The sequence below is a fragment of the Sulfitobacter albidus genome, assembly GCF_018200035.1.
GTDB lineage: Bacteria > Pseudomonadota > Alphaproteobacteria > Rhodobacterales > Rhodobacteraceae > Sulfitobacter > Sulfitobacter albidus.
In genome coordinates this window covers 2,566,851-2,586,940 of sequence record NZ_CP073581.1, presented here as the reverse complement: position 1 = coordinate 2,586,940, position 20,090 = coordinate 2,566,851, and the positions used below count along the sequence as shown (strand labels likewise).

30 protein-coding genes and 1 pseudogene are annotated in these 20,090 nt (G+C 65.6%); 11 read left to right on the top strand and 20 right to left on the bottom strand.

Features of this window, described 5'->3' with window-relative positions:
- The first annotated feature begins 69 nt into the window (after positions 1 to 69).
- Complete coding sequence (locus tag KDD17_RS12765) at positions 70 to 930, top strand: LysR family transcriptional regulator (RefSeq protein ID WP_212704010.1); 861 nt, start codon at positions 70 to 72, stop codon at positions 928 to 930.
- Here the strand turns inward: KDD17_RS12765 and KDD17_RS12760 are convergent.
- The 18 genes and pseudogenes from KDD17_RS12760 to KDD17_RS12675 all read right to left on the bottom strand — a co-directional run bounded on the left by KDD17_RS12760 (position 905) and on the right by KDD17_RS12675 (position 11,783).
- The gene (locus tag KDD17_RS12760; RefSeq protein ID WP_212704009.1) at positions 905 to 1,264 is read right to left on the bottom strand and encodes a nuclear transport factor 2 family protein; all 360 of its coding nucleotides are present in this window, start codon (positions 1,262 to 1,264) and stop codon (positions 905 to 907) included. The two genes, KDD17_RS12765 and KDD17_RS12760, sit on opposite strands and share 26 nt — an antisense overlap.
- A gap of 58 nt (positions 1,265 to 1,322) precedes the next feature.
- Entirely contained in the window at positions 1,323 to 1,544 is a 222-nt protein-coding gene (gene rpmE / locus KDD17_RS12755; RefSeq protein ID WP_212704008.1) for a 50S ribosomal protein L31, read from the bottom strand.
- Positions 1,545 to 1,555: 11 nt separating this feature from the next.
- On the bottom strand, positions 1,556 to 1,930 hold the full coding sequence (gene rplS, locus KDD17_RS12750; RefSeq protein WP_212704007.1) for a 50S ribosomal protein L19: 375 nt from the start codon (positions 1,928 to 1,930) through the stop codon (positions 1,556 to 1,558).
- 223 nt (positions 1,931 to 2,153) lie between these two features.
- On the bottom strand, positions 2,154 to 2,315 hold the full coding sequence (locus tag KDD17_RS12745; RefSeq protein ID WP_212704006.1) for a DUF1328 family protein: 162 nt from the start codon (positions 2,313 to 2,315) through the stop codon (positions 2,154 to 2,156).
- A gap of 48 nt (positions 2,316 to 2,363) precedes the next feature.
- Positions 2,364 to 3,203, bottom strand: coding sequence for a GNAT family N-acetyltransferase (locus tag KDD17_RS12740; protein ID WP_212704005.1), 840 nt, complete (start codon positions 3,201 to 3,203; stop codon positions 2,364 to 2,366).
- Positions 3,203 to 3,943 (bottom strand): polysaccharide deacetylase family protein, encoded by a 741-nt coding sequence (locus KDD17_RS12735; protein WP_212704004.1) that lies wholly within the window; start codon positions 3,941 to 3,943, stop codon positions 3,203 to 3,205. Before KDD17_RS12735 ends, KDD17_RS12740 begins: the two co-directional genes overlap by 1 nt.
- A complete protein-coding gene (gene trmD, locus KDD17_RS12730) occupies positions 3,936 to 4,727 on the bottom strand; it encodes a tRNA (guanosine(37)-N1)-methyltransferase TrmD (protein WP_212704003.1) in 792 nt (263 codons plus the stop codon). The genes KDD17_RS12735 and trmD overlap by 8 nt, the downstream gene beginning before the upstream one ends.
- Positions 4,724 to 5,506 (bottom strand): hypothetical protein, encoded by a 783-nt coding sequence (locus tag KDD17_RS12725; RefSeq protein ID WP_212704002.1) that lies wholly within the window; start codon positions 5,504 to 5,506, stop codon positions 4,724 to 4,726. Before KDD17_RS12725 ends, trmD begins: the two co-directional genes overlap by 4 nt.
- Positions 5,506 to 6,294 (bottom strand): hypothetical protein, encoded by a 789-nt coding sequence (locus KDD17_RS12720; protein ID WP_212704001.1) that lies wholly within the window; start codon positions 6,292 to 6,294, stop codon positions 5,506 to 5,508. The genes KDD17_RS12725 and KDD17_RS12720 overlap by 1 nt, the downstream gene beginning before the upstream one ends.
- Entirely contained in the window at positions 6,291 to 6,824 is a 534-nt protein-coding gene (rimM, locus tag KDD17_RS12715; RefSeq protein ID WP_212704000.1) for a ribosome maturation factor RimM, read from the bottom strand. Before rimM ends, KDD17_RS12720 begins: the two co-directional genes overlap by 4 nt.
- Positions 6,821 to 6,964 (bottom strand): hypothetical protein, encoded by a 144-nt coding sequence (locus tag KDD17_RS12710; RefSeq protein WP_212703999.1) that lies wholly within the window; start codon positions 6,962 to 6,964, stop codon positions 6,821 to 6,823. Before KDD17_RS12710 ends, rimM begins: the two co-directional genes overlap by 4 nt.
- Positions 6,964 to 7,548: a 5,6-dimethylbenzimidazole synthase gene (gene bluB / locus KDD17_RS12705; RefSeq protein ID WP_212706236.1), complete on the bottom strand. Its 585-nt coding sequence runs from the start codon at positions 7,546 to 7,548 to the stop codon at positions 6,964 to 6,966. The genes KDD17_RS12710 and bluB overlap by 1 nt, the downstream gene beginning before the upstream one ends.
- Positions 7,549 to 7,603: 55 nt before the next feature.
- On the bottom strand, positions 7,604 to 7,993 hold the full coding sequence (gene rpsP, locus KDD17_RS12700; protein ID WP_212703998.1) for a 30S ribosomal protein S16: 390 nt from the start codon (positions 7,991 to 7,993) through the stop codon (positions 7,604 to 7,606).
- Between the two features lie 13 nt (positions 7,994 to 8,006).
- Positions 8,007 to 8,309: a chorismate mutase gene (locus KDD17_RS12695; protein ID WP_212703997.1), complete on the bottom strand. Its 303-nt coding sequence runs from the start codon at positions 8,307 to 8,309 to the stop codon at positions 8,007 to 8,009.
- 79 nt (positions 8,310 to 8,388) lie between these two features.
- Positions 8,389 to 8,907 carry a GNAT family N-acetyltransferase gene (locus tag KDD17_RS12690; protein ID WP_212703996.1) on the bottom strand — a complete coding sequence of 173 codons (519 nt, stop codon included), beginning with the start codon at positions 8,905 to 8,907 and terminating at the stop codon, positions 8,389 to 8,391.
- A 261-nt stretch (positions 8,908 to 9,168) separates the two neighbouring features.
- Positions 9,169 to 9,501 carry an NIPSNAP family protein gene (locus KDD17_RS12685; protein ID WP_212703995.1) on the bottom strand — a complete coding sequence of 111 codons (333 nt, stop codon included), beginning with the start codon at positions 9,499 to 9,501 and terminating at the stop codon, positions 9,169 to 9,171.
- Positions 9,498 to 10,999, bottom strand: a pseudogene (ffh, locus tag KDD17_RS12680) (signal recognition particle protein). The gene KDD17_RS12685 and the pseudogene ffh overlap by 4 nt, the downstream one beginning before the upstream one ends.
- A 217-nt stretch (positions 11,000 to 11,216) precedes the next feature.
- The gene (locus tag KDD17_RS12675) at positions 11,217 to 11,783 is read right to left on the bottom strand and encodes an FMN-dependent NADH-azoreductase (protein ID WP_212703994.1); all 567 of its coding nucleotides are present in this window, start codon (positions 11,781 to 11,783) and stop codon (positions 11,217 to 11,219) included.
- 129 nt (positions 11,784 to 11,912) lie between these two features.
- Here KDD17_RS12675 and KDD17_RS12670 point away from each other — a divergent pair, with 129 nt between their 5' ends.
- Both KDD17_RS12670 and KDD17_RS12665 read left to right on the top strand, forming a co-directional pair.
- The gene (locus tag KDD17_RS12670) at positions 11,913 to 12,791 is read left to right on the top strand and encodes a LysR family transcriptional regulator (RefSeq protein ID WP_212703993.1); all 879 of its coding nucleotides are present in this window, start codon (positions 11,913 to 11,915) and stop codon (positions 12,789 to 12,791) included.
- A gap of 26 nt (positions 12,792 to 12,817) precedes the next feature.
- Positions 12,818 to 13,705 (top strand): DMT family transporter, encoded by an 888-nt coding sequence (locus KDD17_RS12665; protein ID WP_431358157.1) that lies wholly within the window; start codon positions 12,818 to 12,820, stop codon positions 13,703 to 13,705.
- A gap of 239 nt (positions 13,706 to 13,944) precedes the next feature.
- On the opposite strand, the gene KDD17_RS12660 is transcribed toward KDD17_RS12665, so the two are convergent.
- Positions 13,945 to 14,280: an ArsR/SmtB family transcription factor gene (locus KDD17_RS12660; RefSeq protein WP_212703992.1), complete on the bottom strand. Its 336-nt coding sequence runs from the start codon at positions 14,278 to 14,280 to the stop codon at positions 13,945 to 13,947.
- Positions 14,281 to 14,607: 327 nt separating this feature from the next.
- Here KDD17_RS12660 and KDD17_RS12655 point away from each other — a divergent pair, with 327 nt between their 5' ends.
- The 7 genes from KDD17_RS12655 (at position 14,608) to KDD17_RS12625 (ending at position 18,798) form a co-directional block, all read left to right on the top strand.
- On the top strand, positions 14,608 to 15,504 hold the full coding sequence (locus tag KDD17_RS12655; protein ID WP_212703991.1) for a LysR substrate-binding domain-containing protein: 897 nt from the start codon (positions 14,608 to 14,610) through the stop codon (positions 15,502 to 15,504).
- A gap of 159 nt (positions 15,505 to 15,663) precedes the next feature.
- Positions 15,664 to 16,017: an AtpZ/AtpI family protein gene (locus KDD17_RS12650; protein ID WP_212703990.1), complete on the top strand. Its 354-nt coding sequence runs from the start codon at positions 15,664 to 15,666 to the stop codon at positions 16,015 to 16,017.
- Position 16,018: 1 nt separating this feature from the next.
- Positions 16,019 to 16,768 carry a F0F1 ATP synthase subunit A gene (locus KDD17_RS12645; protein ID WP_212703989.1) on the top strand — a complete coding sequence of 250 codons (750 nt, stop codon included), beginning with the start codon at positions 16,019 to 16,021 and terminating at the stop codon, positions 16,766 to 16,768.
- 70 nt (positions 16,769 to 16,838) lie between these two features.
- Complete coding sequence (locus KDD17_RS12640) at positions 16,839 to 17,063, top strand: F0F1 ATP synthase subunit C (protein ID WP_011567586.1); 225 nt, start codon at positions 16,839 to 16,841, stop codon at positions 17,061 to 17,063.
- An 86-nt stretch (positions 17,064 to 17,149) separates the two neighbouring features.
- Complete coding sequence (locus KDD17_RS12635) at positions 17,150 to 17,698, top strand: F0F1 ATP synthase subunit B' (RefSeq protein ID WP_212703988.1); 549 nt, start codon at positions 17,150 to 17,152, stop codon at positions 17,696 to 17,698.
- 4 nt (positions 17,699 to 17,702) lie between these two features.
- Positions 17,703 to 18,263: a F0F1 ATP synthase subunit B gene (locus KDD17_RS12630; protein ID WP_212703987.1), complete on the top strand. Its 561-nt coding sequence runs from the start codon at positions 17,703 to 17,705 to the stop codon at positions 18,261 to 18,263.
- Positions 18,264 to 18,330: 67 nt separating this feature from the next.
- Positions 18,331 to 18,798: a DUF2867 domain-containing protein gene (locus KDD17_RS12625; protein ID WP_212703986.1), complete on the top strand. Its 468-nt coding sequence runs from the start codon at positions 18,331 to 18,333 to the stop codon at positions 18,796 to 18,798.
- On the opposite strand, the gene KDD17_RS12620 is transcribed toward KDD17_RS12625, so the two are convergent.
- Positions 18,795 to 19,553 (bottom strand): FadR/GntR family transcriptional regulator, encoded by a 759-nt coding sequence (locus KDD17_RS12620; protein WP_212703985.1) that lies wholly within the window; start codon positions 19,551 to 19,553, stop codon positions 18,795 to 18,797. The genes KDD17_RS12625 and KDD17_RS12620 overlap by 4 nt on opposite strands.
- Positions 19,554 to 19,657: 104 nt before the next feature.
- Here KDD17_RS12620 and KDD17_RS12615 point away from each other — a divergent pair, with 104 nt between their 5' ends.
- Positions 19,658 to 20,059, top strand: coding sequence for a hypothetical protein (locus KDD17_RS12615; protein ID WP_254796793.1), 402 nt, complete (start codon positions 19,658 to 19,660; stop codon positions 20,057 to 20,059).
- The last annotated feature ends 31 nt before the right edge of the window (positions 20,060 to 20,090 follow it).

Sequence of the window (20,090 nt, the reverse complement as noted above, 5' to 3'; positions counted from 1 at the left end):
GGTATGGATGCAAGAAAAATATAACATTTCACTCGTTTCATTCTATTTAAGTGAACGAAGGGGGGCGTCATGCTGAATTTCCATCACCTCAGATACTTTCACGCGGTCGCCCACGAGGGGCATCTGACCCGCGCCGCGGAGCGGATGAACCTCTCGCAATCCGCGCTTTCCGCCCAGATCCGAGCGTTAGAGGATCGTCTGGGCCATGCGCTGTTTGACCGTGTCGGGCGGCGCTTGCAGCTGACAGAGGTGGGGCGGATCGTGCTGGATCATGCTGACCGGATTTTTGATACGGGCGCTGAATTGGAAGCGGTGCTGGCCCAAACCGGCGATGCGGTGCCGCCGTTGCGGGTGGGAGCGCTGTCGACGCTGTCGCGGAACTTCCAGCTGCAATTCCTGCGGCCCGCGCTGGGCCGCTGCGAGGTGATCCTGAAATCCGGCGGGGCGGGGATGCTGCTGGAGATGCTGGAGGCGCTGGGCCTCGACGTTGTGCTCTCCACCGCGCCGCCCGATGTGGCAACCGCCGGGCGCTTTACCACCCACGCCATCGCGGCACAGCCGGTGGGGCTGCACGGGGCGCCCGCGCGGCTGGCGCACGACAGCCTGCGCGACCTGCTGAGCACCGAGCCGTTGATCCTGCCGACCGGTGCGATCCGCATTGGCTTCGACAGCCTGCTCGCCCGGCTGGGCGTCACACCCACCATCGCGGCAGAGGTCGACGATATGGCCATGGTGCGCCTGCTGGCGCGCGAGGATGCGGGCGTGGCGCTCGCCCCCGACGTGGTGCTGGCCGATGAGATCGCAAGCGGACGCATCGCCACCGCACCCTTTGATCTGGACCTGACCGAACGGTTCTACGCTATCACCGTGCCGCGCGGTTTTCCCCACCCATTGCTCGCGGAGCTTACGACGCCGGCGTATCCTGACTGAAGATATTGACCCATCCCACGCCCGCCCGCTGCCAGAGGGAGCTGACGTACATCTCTTCAGGCGTACTGCGGCCCGCGCGCGTGAACGTCGCGCGGTAACTTATCAGGGCGTGATCGGGGCCGAGCGCGCGCACGGTCACATCCTCAAGCGTGTAGGCGGCGACCGTTGGCCCGGCTTTCAGCTGGTTCACGTGATCGGCTTTGCCCGCAAAGCCGTCGGGATAGACACCCAAAAAACTACCGTCCAGCGCCGCCGCATCGGCGGCGGCATCGCCCTGCACAAGCGCGTCCCAGACCGCGCGCTCGCGGGCGATGATATCGGCGCGCAGGGTCATAACGCAAAAAGGCGCGCCGTTGCGGGCGCGCCTTTCCAAATCGTCAGACCGTAAGGGATCAGAAGCCCAGACCGGCGTATTTGTTCTTGAACTTCGACACGCGGCCGCCGGTGTCCATCAAACGGCTGGAGCCGCCTGTCCACGCGGGGTGCACCGTGGGATCGATGTCGAGCGACAGCTGGTCGCCTTCCTTGCCCCATGTCGATTTCATTTCGAGGATCGTGCCATCGGTCATCTTGACGTTGATGGTGTGATATTCGGGATGTGTATCGGCTTTCATCAATCTGACCCTTACGCTTTGAGTGGCTTGTAGTTGGCGTTTTCGGTGATACGCGCGGATTTACCACGGCGCGACCGCAGATAGTAGAGCTTCGCACGACGCACACGGCCACGGCGGACCACGGTGATGCTGTCGATGTTGGTCGAGTGCAGGGGGAACACACGCTCCACGCCCTCGCCAAAGGAAATCTTGCGAACGGTGAAGGACCCGGCAATGCCCTTGCCGTTCTTGCGGCTGATGCAGACGCCTTCGTAGTTCTGCACACGGGTGCGTGTGCCTTCTGTCACGCGGAAGCCCACGCGAATGGTGTCACCGGCGCGGAAATCGGGGATCTCCTTGGCCAGCTCGGCGATTTGTTCCGCCTCAATCTGTGCGATCAGGTTCATGACCTGTCTCCTATGATGCTCGTGGTATGCCACGAAGGTTTGTGTTCGGTCCCAGAGCTTCGGCCCGTGCTGTCGGGCTGCACCGCAGTGGCCCGCCGAAGGTAGCATCCTCGTTTGCTTGATATCGCGGCATACGCCGCACGCCCGGAATCGCCATGCGGTCCAGACAGGGCAGCGTATAGGGGGGATGGCGGGGGCGATCAAGCCCCTTGGCGCAGGTCTGTCAGGCGATGGCAATCACGCCCAGCAGCACCAGCAGGAACAACACCAGCACGACGCCAATCAGCAATTTCGCACCCGCCAGCGCGACCCCCGAAATACGGCCAAAGCCGAGCAACGCCGCGACCGCGGCAACGACGAGCAGAATGAGGATGATTTCCAGCATGAATGTCTCCCTTTCCGCGCTAACGCCCGAACGGGATGCCGGGTTCCGTCAATAAAGCTTCATCCCCATCAGCACGACTTCGGAATACATATGGTCGATCTCGGCGGGGGCGAGGGTGGTGCCCTTGTAGAAACGCGGCACCGCGATGGGCTCTGCCACGGGGGGCTGCGCGCCGGGGGCGAGGCGGCTGTCGACGCTGAAAACCGCAGGCGTGTCGGGCAGGACCGTATCAGCGATGGCCTGCGCGTGACGGGCGAGCAGATCGGGCTGGCCGGCATAGACGACCTCATGCGTGACGTGATCGTCGCTCTTTTGCTTGACGCTCAGCACCAGCGTGCAGGGGCCGTCGGGCGTCTCGATCTGGAAGGGCGCAAGCCCCATATCCGCGTGATCGCGCAGCACCCGTGCGTCCACCGCGCCCAGCGTGCCGTCCGCCAACGGGTCGCGCGTGTGCGCAAGGCCGCTCCCCTCCCGGCGCCACACGAACCGCGTGTCATCGAGCACCCGAAACCCGATGCGGTCCACCAGCGGCAGCGCCGCCTTGGCGCTGGTGAGGTTGGTCGATGTCACCTCCGGGTCGGCCATTGCGTTGTGCATCAGCGTCTCCCCCAGCCCCAGCCCCCGGTGCGATTTCAGCACGTACCACGACGTGAGGTTGCGGTAGCGCTGCCAGCCCCGCGCGGTGTGGCGCAGGCTGTCGTTCATGCCCATGACGCCCACCAGCGCGCCGCCGTCGCGCGCCTGCACGGCGAATTCCCCGCCCTCCAGCCAGCGCGAGGCCAACAGCCGGGTCCAGCCGTCGCGGCCCCATTTTGCGCGCGGGAAGGCCGCGTGCATGAATTCCTCGATCTCGTGGCGTTGGTCGGGGGTGGCGAATGTGACGTCCATCAGTCCTCCAGATCCGGCAGGGCGTGCCACAGGCCGGGGGTCGCGGCAAAGAGCCGGTCGCTAAAATCCCACACCGCGTCCTCGGTCTGCAAATGATGCGTCACGTAGCCGATGGGCGCGCGCGGGTCGCCCGCGCGGCGGGTGCGCAGGTGATCCAGCAGCATCGCCAGCATCTTGCCCTCGCCGCGAAAGACGCGGTCGCATTTCCAGCGGATCGGATCAAGATGCGCGTCGATTTGGCCAAGCCCGGGCACCGGGCTGGCCTCCCCGCGTCCCTCGTAGTTCGACAGGTAGCGGTAGCCCCAGTCGGGCAGCCGTGCGCGGGTGGCATCACCGATGCGGTTCCACGGCGGGACCAACGCGGGCAGCAAGCGGTCAAACCCCGCAGCCGACAGGATCGCCCACCCCTCGGCCAGATCGGCGCGTTGCGCGTCCAGCGGCCGGGTTGCGCCGACTTCCGAGGCAGGCGCGCCCTTGGGTTCATGGTTCACGTGGCGCAGCCCGTGTTGCAGGACCAGCGCTTGCGGGCAGGCGTTGAGCCTGGGTGCCAGATCGGCGGCGAGCCCTTCGGGAATGACAGAGATATGGGCGGGCACGTGATGCGTCTGCGCGAGGCTCAACAGGCGCTCCAACGCGGGTGTCACGGTTTGCGCGTCGTCGTCGCGCCACCACAGGCGCGGCGCCAGCCCCGCGTCGCGCCACAGCGCCAGTTCAGCCGCCAGCGCACCCCAGTCAGCCATCCTCGCGCGCCGCCCACAGATCGGGGCGCCTGGTGCGGGTCAGCTTTTCCGACATCTCGCGCCGCCATTTGGCGATTTCGGCGTGATTGCCCGATTGCAGCACGGGCGGGATCGGGCGGCCCTGCCATTCGGCGGGTTTGGTGTATTGCGGATGCTCCAGCAGCCCGGCGGAATGGCTTTCCTCCACCGTGCTTTCGGCGTTGCCCAGCACGCCGGGGATCAGCCGCACGGTGGCGTCGATCATCGCCTGCGCCGCCAGCTCGCCGCCGGTCATGACAAAATCCCCCAGCGAGACTTCGGTGATGCCGTAGTGTTCGATCACGCGCTCGTCCACGCCCTCGAACCGGCCGCACAGCATCGTCACGCCGGAACACGTGGCCAGATCCCGCGCCATCGCCTGATCGAAACGCCGCCCACGCGGCGACATGTAGAGGATCGGCCAGCGGCCCCGCGCGCCGTGCATCACGGCTTCGATCGCGGGGCCCACCACATCGGCGCGCAGCACCATGCCCGCGCCGCCGCCTGCGGGCGTGTCATCGACGTTGCGGTGTTTGGTCAGCCCGTGCTGGCGCAGATCATGGGCGTGCAGCTGCCAACGCCCCTCCTGCAGGGCGCGGCCTGTGAGGCTTGCCCCCAGCACACCGGGGAACAGTTCCGGAAACAGGGTAATCACATGCGCCTGAAACGCGCCCGCGTAATCGGGCGTCGCCTGCAACAGCTCGCGCGGCTTGAGCGTCGGCGCCACACGGCGCGTCCCGTGGGAGCGGGCAGGGGCATCGCTCATCGCGCGTCCTCCAGTATGGCGCGCTTGGCCGCGCTGCGGGCCTCGGGCGCGCGGTGGGTGCGGTTGGCCTCCAGCAGGGCGGCGAGCGTGTCGTCGGACAGCCGGGCGTTCTGCACCGGCTGCGGGGTGAGTGTCGCGCGCAAAGCGTCCGGCAGATCGCAGTGATCCAGCACCGCATCGGCGGGGCCGAGCCTGCGCGCGGCGGCGTCCTCCAGCGCAAAGCTGTGCACCGGGGCGGGCACGCGGCTGGTTACATCGCGCACGACGCCCGCCAGATCGGGGGCGTGCGGGTAGCGGTCACAGAACTCCGCCAGCGACAGCGTCATCGACGAGGACGTCACATGCTCCGCCCAGGCAGAGCGTTGCCAGTCCGCCGGGTCGCGCAGGCCAAAGACCATGGCGAACGGCGTGGCCGGGAAGGCGTCACGCGCGCGTTCCCAAAACAGATACATCAGCACGGGGGCGGCGGCGTAGCTTGTCAGATCACCCCGTCCGGGCATATGGCCCGACAGCTCTTCGGCGCTCAGCAGCAGGGTGCGGCGCGGCATCCCCGGCAGACCCGCCAGCAGCGCGTCAAAGCGGCGGCGCACCTTGTCCAGCGCGTCCGGCGTGCCAACGGTCGAATAGCCCCGCGTGGCCGACATCAGCTCAGACATCTGGCCCTTGAGGCGGATCGCGCAGGCGGGCATCAGCGTCTTGCGGTTGGCACGCAGAGTGGCCTGCACCGAGGATGTCCCGGTCTTGTGAAACCCCGCGTGCAGCACGATCCGGCGCGGCATCAGCTCTCCCCCCGCATGAGCGCAAGGCGCGCGGCCTTGGCCTGCGCGTTACTCAGATCCGAGCGGTTGATCGCCAGCAGCTTCGCGCGGGTGTCTGCATCGGGGGCGGGCCGCAGACCTTCGGGGGCTGGGCGCAGTCGCGTGCGCACGGTGGGGGTGACGCGCATCAGGTCCAGCACCGCCTCTGCCAGCCCCAGCGGTCGGTCGGCAAAATCCTCCAGCGCAAAGACCTCCATGGGATGATCCGGGATCTCTGCGGCAATCGCTGCCAGCACCTTGGCGTGATCCGCGCTGGGCGCGTAGCGTTTGACATACTCCGCCTCGTCCCAGTCGAGCCGGGTGGCGCGCAGATGCTGCGCGTAGCAGCTGCGCAGCCACACAGGCCCCGCGCGCGTGGTAAAGACAAAGCGCAGATCGTCGCCCGGACAGGCCGCGCGAAAGGCAATCGCCAGCGCCCGCATCAGATCGGGAGCAGCGGCAGCGTAGGATTTGATCTTGTAACGGCCGGGCATATGGCCGCTGAGGTCTTCGGAGGTGATGAAGATCGTATCGGCGACCTCACTCTCCAACCGTTCGGCGAGGGCGGCGGCCTCGTATTTCACCAGCCCCAGATCCAACGCATCGCGGCTGCGGCTGTAGCCGCGCGCGGCCTCGCACAGCGCCTGCATACCGGGGCGCAGCACAAGCCGGATGTGGGGGCGCAGCGCCTGGCGGTTGGCGCGCAGGGTTTGCTGCAGGCTGGTGGTGCCCGTCTTGTGAAATCCGGCGTGGAAGATGATCCGCCTCATTCGGCCTCGGCATCCCGGCGGTCAGGCAGCAGCCCCTCGGGCGGATCGGCGACGATGCGCCCTGCGGTCAGATCCACGGTGGGCACGGCGGCCTTGGTAAACGGCAGGAACACCGTGGCCGAGCCGCCGACCAATTGCAGCTCCAGCAGATCGTCGGCACCGTGGTTCTGCACGGTTTTCACGCGGCCCAGCAGGGTGCCGCCGGTATCCGTCACCTCGAGCCCGATCAGATCGGCGTGGTAGAATTCATCGTCGGGCAACGAGGGCAGTTGATCGCGGCTGGCGTAGAGCTGTGTGCCGCGCAGAGCGTCGGCATCTTCCTTGGTGGTGATCTCGGCGATGCGCGCGGAAAAGCCGTTCTTGATCGGGCGGATCAGCGCGAGGGAGAACTGGCGGCTGCCGTCCTCGGTCGTCAGCGGTTTGTAGGTTTCCAGATCCTCTGGCACGGCGCAAAAGCTTTTCACCCGCAGCTCGCCGCGCACGCCGTAGGCGCCCGCGATGGCGCCGACGCAGATCCGCTCCGCGCTCATTGGCCTGCCCCGAAACAGACGGTGCCGGACCAGTCTCCGCCCGCGTTGCTGCATTCGGCACGCATCAGCATCAGGTTGCCCTGAAAGCCAAGATAGATGCCGATCACCAGCACAAAGAGGAATTTCAACAGGCGGAACATCAACGGTCCTCTACGTGCAGACGGGCGGCGCGTGCCTCCCAGCCCTTGGTTTCAAGCTCTGGTGTCAGGGATACATCCTTGGGCCAGCCAAGGCAAAGATAAGCGACCAGATGCCAGCCTTCGGGCACATCCAGATCGCGCGTCAACTGGTCGGGGTCGAGGATCGACACCCAGCCCAGCCCGAGCCCGTGGGTGCGCGCGTGCAGCCACATCAGGGTGATCGCCCCCACGACGGAATAGCGGCGCATCTCGGGCATGGTGGCCGCGCCAAGGCCCGCGCCCTTGTCGGTGGCATCGTCGCAAAAGATTGCCAGATGTTCGGGCGCGTCGTGCATGCCCGAGAGTTTCAGTTTGGCGTAGGTCGCAGCGCGCTCACCGGCGTAGCCTTGCAGGGCGCGGGCGTTGGCGGCCTCGAAATTCTCGATTGCTTTCAATCGCATCGCATCCGTACGCACGCGGATGACCCGCCACGGCTCTGACAGGCCGACGGAGGGGGCAAGAGAGAGGGTGGAGAGGCACTCGGTCACGAGCGCCTCGTCCACGGTATCGGTGCGAAACTGGCGCACGTCGCGGCGCCAGCGCATGAGGTCGGTCAGACCGGCGCGAAAATCCTGGCTGAACTCCACGCCGGAAAACCCTTTATTCCTCGGAGGTTGCTTCTTCGGCAGGGGCGTTGGCGGCTTCTTCGGCTGCGGCGGCTTTGGCTGCTTTTTCCTCGGCGCGATCCTGAGCTTTCTTGCCCGGTGTGCCCTTCTTGAGGTTGGCGCGCTCGGTCTTTTCACGCACGCCTGCGGCTTCGAGCATACGCGCGATCCGGTCGGTGGGCTGGGCGCCTTGGTCGAGCCAGTACTGCACGCGCTCCATGTCCATTTTCACACGCTCTTCGCTGTCTTTGGGCAGCAGGGGCGCGTATGTGCCGAGCTTTTCGATGTAGCGGCCGTCGCGGGGCATGCGGCTGTCGGCGGCGACGATGCGGTAGAAGGGGCGTTTCTTGGAGCCACCGCGGGCGAGGCGAATTTTCATAGCCATGGGTTTGGTATCCTTACGATTTCTGTTGATGTGTTTGGTGATGCTGAATGACTTCAGCGATGATGAAGTTCAGAAACTTCTTGGCAAACTCGGGATCGAGATCCGCTTGTTTTGCCAAATCTTCGAGCCGCGCGATCTGGGCCGCTTCGCGGGTAGGATCGGACGGGGGAAGGTCGTGCGTGGCCTTGAGTTTCCCCACGGCCTGGGTGTGTTTGAACCGCTCGCCCAGCGTGTAGACGAGGATCGCATCGAGGCGGTCGATGGAGGCGCGGTGCTCGGAGAGCACGTGTGCGGCGCGGGTGGTTGCGTCGGTCATCGGAGGCTCCTTTGCACGCAAACGGGGGTGGCACCGCGCGTACACCGCGCGTGCACAGGGTGTATGGCAAAGGGTGCGCTCATGCCGCCACCTGCGGGTGGCGGTAGACGTGGCAGGGCGCGCCCATGAGGGTGCCCGGGCGCTCGAACGTGGCGCCGAGGCGGGTGGCAAGTGCGATGGAGCGGGCGTTGTCCGGCGCGGGATAGCTTGCGACCCTGTCAAGGCGGAGGTGGCGGGCGGCATACGCCCGCGCGGCGGTGACGGCCTCGGAGGCGATGCCGCGGCCTTCGGCCTCTTCGGTGACATACCATGCGAGTTCGGGTTCGTCCCAGCCGGGGGCGAAGAGGATGCCGGTGGCGCCCAGAAACGCATCGCTGGCGCGTTCAGCGATATACCACATGCCAAAGCCGTGCAGGGCCCAGCTGCCAAAGATGGCCATCATGCCGCGGCTGGCGGCAAAGGCATCGCGTGGGCCGCCGACAAAACGGCTGCGCTCGGAGGCGAAGAACTCCGTGAGCGCGGGCAGATCGGCGAGCGCGGGGGCGCGCAGGATCAGGCGGTCGGTTTCGACCGTGGGGATATTGTGTGCGGCGGTCATGGTGTGACCTGCCGGACGCGCTGACGCGCGACGATATTCTTGGCGCGGGCTGGGCTGTGCTCGCAAAACGCGGGCCGGGTGGATGCGGTGGGGGGACCCCATTGGCTGAGAGGTGCTTGAGGGCGCGTTGCGTCCTCAAGGCAGCTGCCCGAGGGTGGGGGGCGATTCCGCCCCGCGTCAAGGACAGGCCGCGCGGGGCGCGGTCGCTTGCGCGATCCTTGACCCGCGGCAGAATCACCCGAAGAGAAGAGTGCGGGTCGGTCATAGGCCGAGGGCCTCCACGGAGACGCCTGCAAGCAGCGGTTTGGTGAAGGAGCGATCGTAGCGGCGGATGCATTTGGTCGCCCGCGCATGGGCGTAGGCGCGCTGGCAGTCGGGGTCCTCGTGCATGCGGGTGCGGTAGTCTTCGTAATCTGCCAGGGAGGCAAAGGAGAAGTGGCAATAGGCGATGTCGTTGGGCCCCTCGTGGGGCATGTGATAGCCGTGATGCGTCCCGCCGAGTTTCTCGACGAGGTGAATCCACGCTTTTGCGTAGATTTCGAACGCCGGAAGCTGGTCCGGGTCGATTTCGTATCGCACGGTGCAGCTGATCATTTCTTTTTCCCGAAGCCAGAGAGGCCACCGGGCAGGCCCATGCCGCCGGGCATGCCGCCCATGCCGGGCATCCGCCCGCCCATCTGTTTGGCCGCGGCCTCCAGCGCTTTGGGGTCCATGCCTTGCGCCATGGCCGCCGGGTCCATCCCGCCTTTGCCCATCATCGCCTTCATGGCCTGTTTCATCATGCCGCCTTTGCCCTTGCCGAGCTTTTTCATCATGTCGGACATCTGGCGCTGCATCTTCATCAGCTTGTTGAGGTCGGAGACCTCCATGCCGGCCCCTTTGGCGATGCGTTTCTTGCGGCTCGCTTGCAGGAGCGCGGGATTGGCGCGCTCTTTCTTGGTCATGGAGTTTATGAGGGCGATCTGTTGCTTGAGGATGCGGTCGTCGAGGCCAGCATCGTCCATCTGTTTGGCCATCTTGCCCATGCCGGGCATCATGCCCATCATGCCCTGCATGCCGCCCATCTTCATCATCTGTTCAAGCTGCATTTTGAGGTCGTTCATGTTGAACTGACCCTTGGCCATGCGCTTCATCATGCGTTCGGCCTGCTCGGCCTCGATGGTTTCCTGCGCGCGTTCCACGAGGGCCACGATGTCGCCCATGCCGAGGATGCGGCCGGCGATGCGCTCGGGCTCGAACGTCTCGAGCGCGTCCATCTTTTCGCCCAGGCCCACGAATTTGATGGGCTTGCCCGTGACCGCGCGCATCGAGAGCGCCGCACCGCCGCGCCCGTCGCCGTCCATCCGGGTGAGCACGACGCCGGTGATGCCGATGCGGTCGTTGAAGTTCTGCGCGGTCTGCACGGCGTCCTGACCGGTGAGCCCGTCGACCACCAGCAGCGTTTCGCGCGGGGTGGTGATGTCGCGCACGGCTTCGACCTGGGCCATCAGCTCTTCGTCGATCGAGAGCCGCCCGGCGGTGTCGAGCATGTAGACGTCGTAGCCGCCAAGGCTCGCCTGCGTTTTGGTGCGTTTGGCGATGGCGACGGGGTCTTCGCCCTTGACGATGGGCAGGGTGTCGACGCCGATCTGGAGCCCAAGGATCGCCAGCTGCTCCATCGCGGCGGGGCGGTTGACGTCGAGGGACGCCATGAGCACGCGCTTGCCCTCTTTTTCCTTGAGGCGTTTGGCGAGTTTGGCGGTGGTGGTGGTTTTACCGCCGCCCTGGAGGCCCACCATCAGGATCGGGGCGGGGGGCTGTCGATTTTCAGCGCGCCCGGCTCGCCCTCGCCCTTGAGGGTGTCGATGAGCGCGTCGTGCACGATCTTGACGACCTGCTGGCCCGGCGTGATGGATTTGGTGACGGCCTGACCTGTGGCCTGATCCTGCACGGCCTTGACGAAATCGCGCGCCACGGGCAGCGACACGTCCGCCTCGAGCAAGGCGACGCGCACTTCGCGCAGGGCGGTTTTCACGTCCTCCTCGGACAGGGCGCCCTGTTTGGTCAGACGGTCAAAGACACCGGAGAGGCGTTCGCTGAGATTCTCAAACATGGGCGGTAGGCCCTTTCGTTAACGGTTGCGGACCTTCCGAATGTAGGAAGCGCCGCGATCATGCGCAAATGCCCCATGCAGTTGCGCCCCCGTGGGCGTATGACGCTGACGGGGGGCGATCCGGGAACGGGGCCAGGACCGGAAGGCGGGCTTCCGGGGGTTTGCGGCCGAGATACGCGGGCGGCCGGGGGAGTCAAGCCGCCCGCGCGGGGCAGGGTCAGAGGGCTGCGATGCGTGCGCGCGCGTCTTCCATGGCGCGGTCGGCGTCGGCCATGAGGCGGTCGGCGGCGATACATGTCACATCGGTGATGCCGATGAAGGTCATGATCTGGCGCAGATAGGGGGTCGCGAAATCGAGCGGGCCTTCCGCCGGGGTGCCACCGGTGGCGACGATGATGACGGCGCGCTTGCCGTGCAGGAGCCCTTGTGGTCCTGCGTCGGTGTAGCGGAAGGTCTGGCCCGCGCGGCAGATCAGGTCGATCCAGTTCTTCAGCGCGGCGGTGACGCCAAAATTGTAGAGAGGCGTGGACAGGATCAGCGTGTCGTGCGCCTGCAGCTCCGCCACGAGGGCATCGGATTGGGCCAGCAGCGCGCGCGCGGCGGGATCGCGGTCGGTCTCGGGCGTGACATTGGCCGCGATCCATGCCGCGTCGATGGGGCGCAGGCCGTGGGTCACGTCACGGGTGGTGACGGGCCCGCCGATTTTTGCCGCCGCTTCGGCGCCCAGCAGGGTCGATGTCGAGACGCCGGGATTGGCGGAGGAGGTGATGTGCAGAATGCTCATGGGGAAAGTCCTTTGTGGGGGTTCGAGAAAGAGATGCCACCCTGCGGTGACGAACAAAACTGCCGGTATTGACTAGGCGCTGTGCGTGGATGAACATACTCTCATATCGGCGGGGAGACGGAGGCGCAGATGCAGAACTGGGATGAGATCCGGACGGCCTATCAGGTGGCGCGGGCGGGCACCGTCAGCGGCGCGGCGGAACAGCTGGGCGTGCACCACGCCACCGTGATCCGCCATATCGACGCGCTGGAGGGGCGGCTGGGCGTCAAGCTGTTTCAGCGCCACGCGCGCGGCTATACGGCGACAGAGGCGGGGGAGGATCTGCTGAGGGTCGCGCAGGTGACCGAGGATCAGTTCAACCAATTGCTGAGCCGGATGAAGGGGCGCGGCACCGAGGTGTCGGGCGAGTTGGTCGTCACCTCGCTGGTTGCCGTCGGGCCGCTGATCACGCCCGTTCTGGCCGCGTTTCAGGCGCGCTATCCGGATGTGTTGCTGCGCTATCTGACCGGTGACCGGCTGTACCGGCTGGAATACGGCGAGGCGCATGTGGCGATCCGTGCGGGATCCCCGCCCGATCAGCCCGACAATGTGGTGCAACCGCTCGCGACGGAGGAGATGGGGCTTTATGCCAGTCGCGGCTACGTCGACACCTACGGGCAGCCGCTGAACGACGCCGAGTTCGCCGCCCACCGGTTCGTGGGGGCGGATGACCCCGACAGCCGTGCGCCGTTCTATCGCTGGATGGCGGGGGCAATCCCGCGCGAGCGGGTGGTCTGGCGGGGCAACGACAACCGCTCGCTGGAGGCGGCGGTGCGCTGCGGGGTGGGCATCGGATTTCTGCCCGTTCGGGAGGCGACTCAAGAGGGCGATCTGATCGAGATCGCAGGCCCGCGCCCGGAATGGACATCGTCGCTGTGGCTGGTGACCCATGTCGACCTGCACCGCACCAGCAAGGTGCAGGCGCTTGTGCAGTTTTTCAAGGAGCAGGCAAGGGCGGGGGCGTTTTGAGCCGCGCCGCGCGCCCGTCGCGCGCGCTGAGCCCATCGGCGCAGGGTCACGCTGCGATGCTGTTGTTTTCGGCGCTGGTGGCGGGGTCGTTTTCGCTGGGCGGGCTGGTCGCCAATGAGATCGCGCCGCTGGCGCTGAACGTGGTGCGGTTCATCGTGGCGGGTGTGGCCGTGGGGGCGGTGGCCTGGGCCAGCGGCGGGATGCGCCGCGCGGCGCTGCGCGCGCCCTGGCGGTATCTGGTGCTGGGCGGGCTGTTCTCAGTCTATTTCGTGTTGATGTTCGAGGGGCTCAAGACCGCGCCGCCGGTCAGCTCGGCCGCTGTTTTCACGCTTGTGCCCGCGATGGCCGCGCTGGTGGCCTGGCCGCTGCTGGGGCAGGTCACCACGCCGCGCATGGCGCTGGCGCTGGTGATCGGCGGCGTTGGCGCGCTTTGGGTGATTTTTCGCGCCGATCTGGGCGCGCTGATGGCGTTCGAGATCGGGCGGGGGGAGGCGATTTTCCTGATCGGCTGTGCCGCGCACGCGATCTATACGCCGATGGTGCGCAAGCTGAACCGGGGCGAAAGCGCGGTGGTGTTTTCCTTCGGCACGCTGGTGGCGGGCGCGCTGTTGATGAGCCTTGTGGGCTGGCGCGCGATTGCGCAGACGGAGTGGGCCGCGCTGCGCCCGCTGGTCTGGGTCACGATATTCTATGTCTCGCTCTGCGCGAGTGCGATCACCTTTGTGCTGGTGCAATTCGCCACCATGCGCCTGCCGTCGGCCAAGGTGATGGCTTATACCTATCTGGTGCCGACGTGGGTGATCTGTTGGGAGGTTGCGCTGGGCAACCCGGCACCGCCTGCGCTGCTGGGCGTGGGGGTAGGTTTGACGGTGCTGGCGCTGGTGCTCTTGTTGCGCGAGGACGCGCCCAATTAAAATTCGACATATTCGCCGGAACGGAATCCCGCAATCGCGCGTTGAGTGCGACAATATGTCAAAAGGAGCCTTCCCATGCGGAGCATCATCTACCTCGTCGGCCTTGTGGTCGTGGTCATCGTCATTCTGCGCCTTCTTGGCATCGCGTAAGATACCCCATGCGGAATCTCATTTATCTGATCGGGCTTGTGGTGATCGTCGTCGCGATCGTGCGCATTTTTTTCTACGGCTGATCGCGGCTAGGGCGCGTCGTCGCGCGGAAACTCCGATTTCAAGAACCGTTCGAACGCGTCAAGATTGACGGGTTCGAACAACCCAAACCCCTGCATCCAGACGGAGGCGGCGCGCATGGCGTCGGGCTCCAGCTTGCACCATTTCACCCGGCCACGCTTTTCCTGCGTGATGAGCCCGGCGGCGGTGAGCACGCCAAGGTGTTTCGAGATCGCGGCAAGCGACATCTCGAAGGGTTCGGCCACATCGGTGACGGCCATGTCATCCTCCAGCAACATCGCAAGGATCGCCCGGCGGGTCGGATCGGCAAGCGCCGCAAAGGTGGTGTCGAGGGATTGGCTCATGCCCGCTACATAGGCGCTGGGCGGGCCGAGGGGAAGCGTTCAGAGATAGGGGTGGCGCGGTTGGGGCAGCGTCGGATCCGTCGGGTCCAGGTCGGCGTCGCGGCGCAAATGCGCGCTGAGGTTCAGGGTGTCCGGATGGCGGCGTGGCCGAAGCCTGCGCAGAATACGCACAATTTGACTGAGTTTAGGGGGCGGTATCCGGTGGGGCATGGCGGGCAGGCCTGTGATCTGAGATCTATAAAACATGGGTTTTTTATGCGCCATCGGGCTGTGCCGCACAAAAGCCTTTCCTTGACATGACTTGTGCATAAAATGCACAAATTGGGGATGCGCCGCTCCCTCCCACCGCTCAACGCCCTGCGCGCCTTTGAGGCTGCCGGGCGGCATCAATCGTTCAGCCGCGCGGCGGATGAGCTGGGGGTGAGCCATTCGTCCATCAGCCGCCACGTGCGCGGGCTGGAGGATCGGCTGGGCGTGCAATTGTTCCAGGAGGCGTCGCGCGGGGTGCGCCTGTCGCCCGACGGGGCGGCCTATCTGGCGCAGGTCAGCCCGGCGTTCGATCTGATTGGCGAGGCGACCGAGGGGCTGGCGGAGGCGCCCGCGGGTACGGTGAGCGTCAACAGCGAGCCGCTGTTCGCGACCAAATGGCTGGTGCCTAGGCTGGCGGGTTTCAGTGCTTTGCATCCCGGCATCGACGTGCGACTGGAGGCGTCGCGCCATCTGGCGGATGTGGCGCGCTACGAGGCGGATGTGGCGATCCGCTTCATTCCGCCCAATGCGTCCTATCCGGGGGCGGCGTTGCTGAGCGATGCGATGCTCTATCCTTTCGCCGCGCCCACGGTGGCACCGGGTCCGGTGGCGCCCGAAGCCTTGCTGGACCTGCCGCTGATGCGGGACCGCACGAATGGCACCTGGCGCGCGTGGTTTGCCCGGGCTGGCGTGCCGCTGCCGCAGGATTTTGCCGAGGAGGTCTGGCGCATGTCCTCGGCGCTGGCGGTGGAGGCGGCGATTGCCGGGCAGGGGGTGCTGCTGGTCTCAGAAGAGGTGGTATCGCATGAGGTGGCGCTGGGGCGGCTTGTGCGTCTGTCCGACGTGGGATTTCGCGAGGGCGGGTATCACATGCTGTTGGCCGAGGGGGCCGCGCGGCGGAAGCCGGTGCGGCTATTTCGCGATTGGCTTCGGGCGCGCACGGCGCGGTGGCGCCACGATCAACCGGATGGTTGAATGTGGATTTGGGCCCGATTGCGCGGGGTGCCGTGGGGCGTTCAGTGTGCGTCGCCCGAAATACCTATGTATTTCAGTGCTTTGATCTGCCGGGCTGCCGCGTTGACTCCGATGCCGCAGCGCAGTAGCTAAGGCCCGAACATCCGGGGGATCCCGCGCGTGGAAGATCAGGACCGCAAAGCACACTTGCAGCAGATCGAGGCGCGGATCGCGGCGGCCAAGGGGCTTCAGGCACCTAAACCGCGGGTGGATGAGCATTATTCACAGGCGCAACTGGCCTGGCGGATGGTGATTGAGTTGGTGGCCGGATTGGGCATCGGCTTTGGCATGGGGTACGGGCTGGACCTGTGGTTGGGGACGCTCCCGATTTTCCTGGTGCTGTTTACAATGCTGGGCCTTGCGGCGGGGGTAAAGACGATGCTCCGCTCCGCGCAGGAGATCCAGGACAAGAAGCTGGCAGAGCTGGCTGAAGAGACAACGCCCGACGCGGGCAGAGATGATAAGGGGCCCTGAGATGGCGACAGAATCCAAAGAAGGCGGTCTGGTGTTTCACCCGATGGACCAGTTCATCGTCTCGCCTCTGGGCGGCGATGGTCCCGTCGCGTGGTACACCTTCACGAACGCAGCACTTTGGACGGGCCTTGCCGTTCTGGCCGTGTTCGCGATCCTCGTACTGGGCACGTCCAAGCGCGCGGTTGTGCCGGGTCGAATGCAGTCGGTCGCCGAGCTGGCCTATGGTTTCATCTACAAGATGGTCGAGGATATTTGCGGCAAGGAGGGCGTCAAGTTCTTCCCCTACATCATGACGCTGTTCATGTTTATCGTCTGTGCCAACTTCCTTGGCCTGATCCCCACGGCGTTCACGCCGACGTCGCATTTTGCCGTGACGGTTGTGCTGGCCTTTGCGGTGTTCATCACCGTGACCGTGCTGGGCTTTGTCAAGAACGGCACCGCGTTCCTGAGCCTCTTCTGGGTCTCGTCGGCGCCGTTGGCGCTGCGCCCGGTGCTGGCCGTGATCGAGATCATCTCGTATTTCGTGCGCCCCGTGAGCCACTCCATTCGTCTGGCGGGCAACGTCATGGCGGGCCACGCGGTGATCAAGGTTTTTGCGGGCTTCGCGGCGCTGCTGGCGGTATCGCCCATCGCGATCCTCGGCATCACGGCGATGTACGGGCTGGAGGTGCTGGTGAGCTTTATCCAGGCCTACGTCTTTACCATCCTCACATGCGTGTACCTCAAGGACGCGCTGCACCCACACCACTAACGACGCGGGACATGGGCCTCGGCCCGTCCGCACCACTACACCTCAACTTCCAATCGTAAGGAGAATTCACATGGAAGGCGAACTCGCACACATCGGCGCAGGTCTGGCAGCAATCGGGTCCGGCGCAGCCGCGATCGGGGTTGGCAACGTGGCCGGCAACTACCTCGCAGGCGCTCTGCGCAACCCATCGGCTGCTGCGTCGCAGACAGCCACCCTGTTCATCGGCATCGCGTTCGCGGAAGCCCTGGGGATCTTCGCGTTCCTCGTGGCCCTTCTGCTGATGTTCGCCGTCTAAGAACACCGCAGACGATCCTTACGCATTGGGCGGTGCGGGACACCTGCATCGCCCATCGTACACACCCGTTTTGACAGGAGGCCGGAATGGCAACTGAAACAAGCGCCGCAGTCGCAGGAACATGCGTCGGCCCGGATGGCTCGGCCATCGGGATGCCGCAGTTGTGTTTTGACTGGTGGGGCAACCAGATCTTCTGGTTGGTGGTCGCCCTTGTTGCGATCTATTTCATCCTGTCGCGCATTGCATTGCCCCGGATCGCCGCCGTTCTGGCAGAGCGTCAGGGCACCATTTCGAATGACATTGCCGCCGCCGAGGATCTCAAGGCGAAGGCAGAGGCCGCCGAGGCCGCCTATGACAAGGCGCTGATCGACGCGCGGGCCGAGGCGCAGCGCATCATCGGCGAGGCCAAGGCAGAGATGCAGGCCGATCTGGACGCCGCCATCGCCAAGGCGGACGAAGAGATTGCCGCCAAATCCGCCCAATCCGAGAAAGCCATTGCGGAGATCCGCGAAGGCGCGCTGGAAAGCGTGAAGGAAGTGGCCAAGGATACGGCCAAGGAAATCGTCGCCGCCATGGGTGGCACGGCGGATGCCAAGACCGTCACCGCGGCGGTCAACGCCCGGATGAAAGGATAACGCCATGCGTCTGACACTCACATCCGTTCTGGCCCTGCTGGGCGCGACCCCTGCCTTTGCGGCGAAGGGTCCGTTTTTCTCCATGGCCAACACCGATTTCATCGTGCTGCTGGGTCTGCTCGTGTTCCTTGGCATCCTTGTGTATTTCAAGGTGCCGGGCCTCTTGGGCGGGATGCTGGACGCACGCGCCGAGGGCATCAAGTCCGAGATCGAGGAAGCCCGCAAGCTGCGCGAGGACGCGCAGGCGCTGCTGGCCTCTTACGAGCGCAAGCAGAAAGAAGTGCAGGAACAGGCCGACCGCATCGTCGCTGATGCGAAGTCCGAGGCGACAGCGGCGGGCGAGCAGGCGAAGCTGGATCTGCAAAAATCCGTTGAGCGCCGTCTGGCCAACGCGGGCGAACAGATCGCCAGTGCTGAGGCCGCCGCCGTCAAGGAAGTGCGCGATCAGGCGATTGCCATCGCCGTCATGGCCTCGCGCGATGTTATCGCCAAGCAGATGAGCGCGGCCGAGGCCAACAAGCTGATCGACGCGGGCATCGACGAAGTCGACGCCAAGCTGCACTGAACGTGGCTTACAGGAATTGCAGAGGCCCCGCCGGATCCGGTGGGGCCTTTTGCGTTGGGGGGATGGGATGAAGATCGAGACCGCGCAGGTAGAGATTATCGCCCCGCGCGATCAGCTGAACTTCCTGCACCAGCATACGGTCGAGATGGCGCGCCCCCTGACGCCGCTGGAGGCGTGGTTTGCCATGACCCGCGATCCGCTGCCGCTGTTGCAGACGGCGTTTCGCATTCGTGATGCGGTTTCGGCCCGGTTCGGGGTGGCGCGCATTGGCGGGCTTTCGGGGCGGGAGCCGGGATTTGTGCAGGCGGGCGACCGGCTGGATTTCTTTACCGTCGAGACGATCGACGACACGCGGCTGAGCCTCACCGCGCGGGACCGGCATCTGGACACGATGAGCTGTCTGACGGTGCGGGGCCGCACGCTGACGCTGACCTCGTCTGTAAAGGTGCATAATTGGTTTGGACGGCTGTACATGCTGCCCGTCGCGCCCGCGCATCGGGTGATCGTGCGGCGCATGATGGCGCGGCTGACCTAGCGTTCGCGCGCGTGGTCAAGGCGTTGGCGCGCGATGTCCTCGTGCCGGGCGGCGCGTTGTTGGTCGAGCAGGGCGCGTTCGACAAAGCTGAGATGCGCCTCGACCGCCGTGCGGGCGGCGGGGGCGTCGCGCGCCATCAGCGCGGCGTGGATCGCGCGGTGTTGTTCCAGCAGCGCCTCGCGGGTGGTCTGCTGGCTGAACATGACCTGACGGTTATAGAACACGCCCCCGCGCAGCAGATCGTACATCGACCGCATCATATGCAGCATGACAACATTATGGCTCGCCTCGACGATGGCCATGTGGAATTGCGCGTCGAGGCTCGCCTCTGACTCAGCGTCCTGCGGTTGGGTCATTTTGGTGAATATCGTGTCGATCACCGCCAGATCGGTGTCGGAGCCCAGCCGCGCGGCGCGCTCTGCCGCGAGCCCCTCCATGTCACGCCGGAACGACAGGTAGTCCATCGCGGCTTCGTCGTGGCGCGCAAACAGCGCCAGTAGCGCGGGCGAGAAGGCGGAGCCAAGCACATCGGCCACATAGACGCCCGCGCCCGGCTTGGCGCTGAGCAGCCCGGTGTCCTGCAACTGCGCAATCGCGTCGCGCAGCGAGGGGCGGGAGACGCCGAGGCGCTCGGACAGCTCCCGCTCGGACGGGAGGCGTTCGCCGGGGCGCAGGATGCCACGCAGAATCAACTCTTCGACCTGGCGGACCACGGCGGTGGAGAGTTTTTCCGGGGCAACGGGACGGAATGGCATGGGGCAGGCTCCTCCAATTGGTCAGATAATATGACCACCTGCGCAGGGCGGCAAGGGTGGGCGTGGTTAGCGTTTCGTTAACCATTTGCGCGCAGCGTGGCGGGATGAGGGTTTTGCTGATTTTCCTGTGTCTGGCCGCGTGCAATACGGCCGGGCCGCATTTCCGCGGGCTGCCCGCCACGCAGGTCACGGTTGAGGGATCAGTCTTTGACGTGCGGGTGCGCGACGAGCTGGCGGAGGCGATCCGCACCAATCCGCAGTACGCGCCGCGATTTGGCCCGATCAAGGGGCGCATGGCGGTGGCGATGGCGCAGGTCAGCGGGTGCGAGGTGCGCGAGGTGCGCGGCGATCAGGCGCAGGCGATCGGCATCCTGAAATGCGGGAAGGGCCCGGCAAAGCCGATCCCGCGCACGCCCGTCGATCTTGACTGTGTACCGGTGCGCGGCACCGGGGTGAAAGTGCTGGGCGGACTGCAAGTTGAGATTGAGTGTACCCCGGTTTTGTGAAGTGAACCGCAATATCTTGTGGATAACTGGC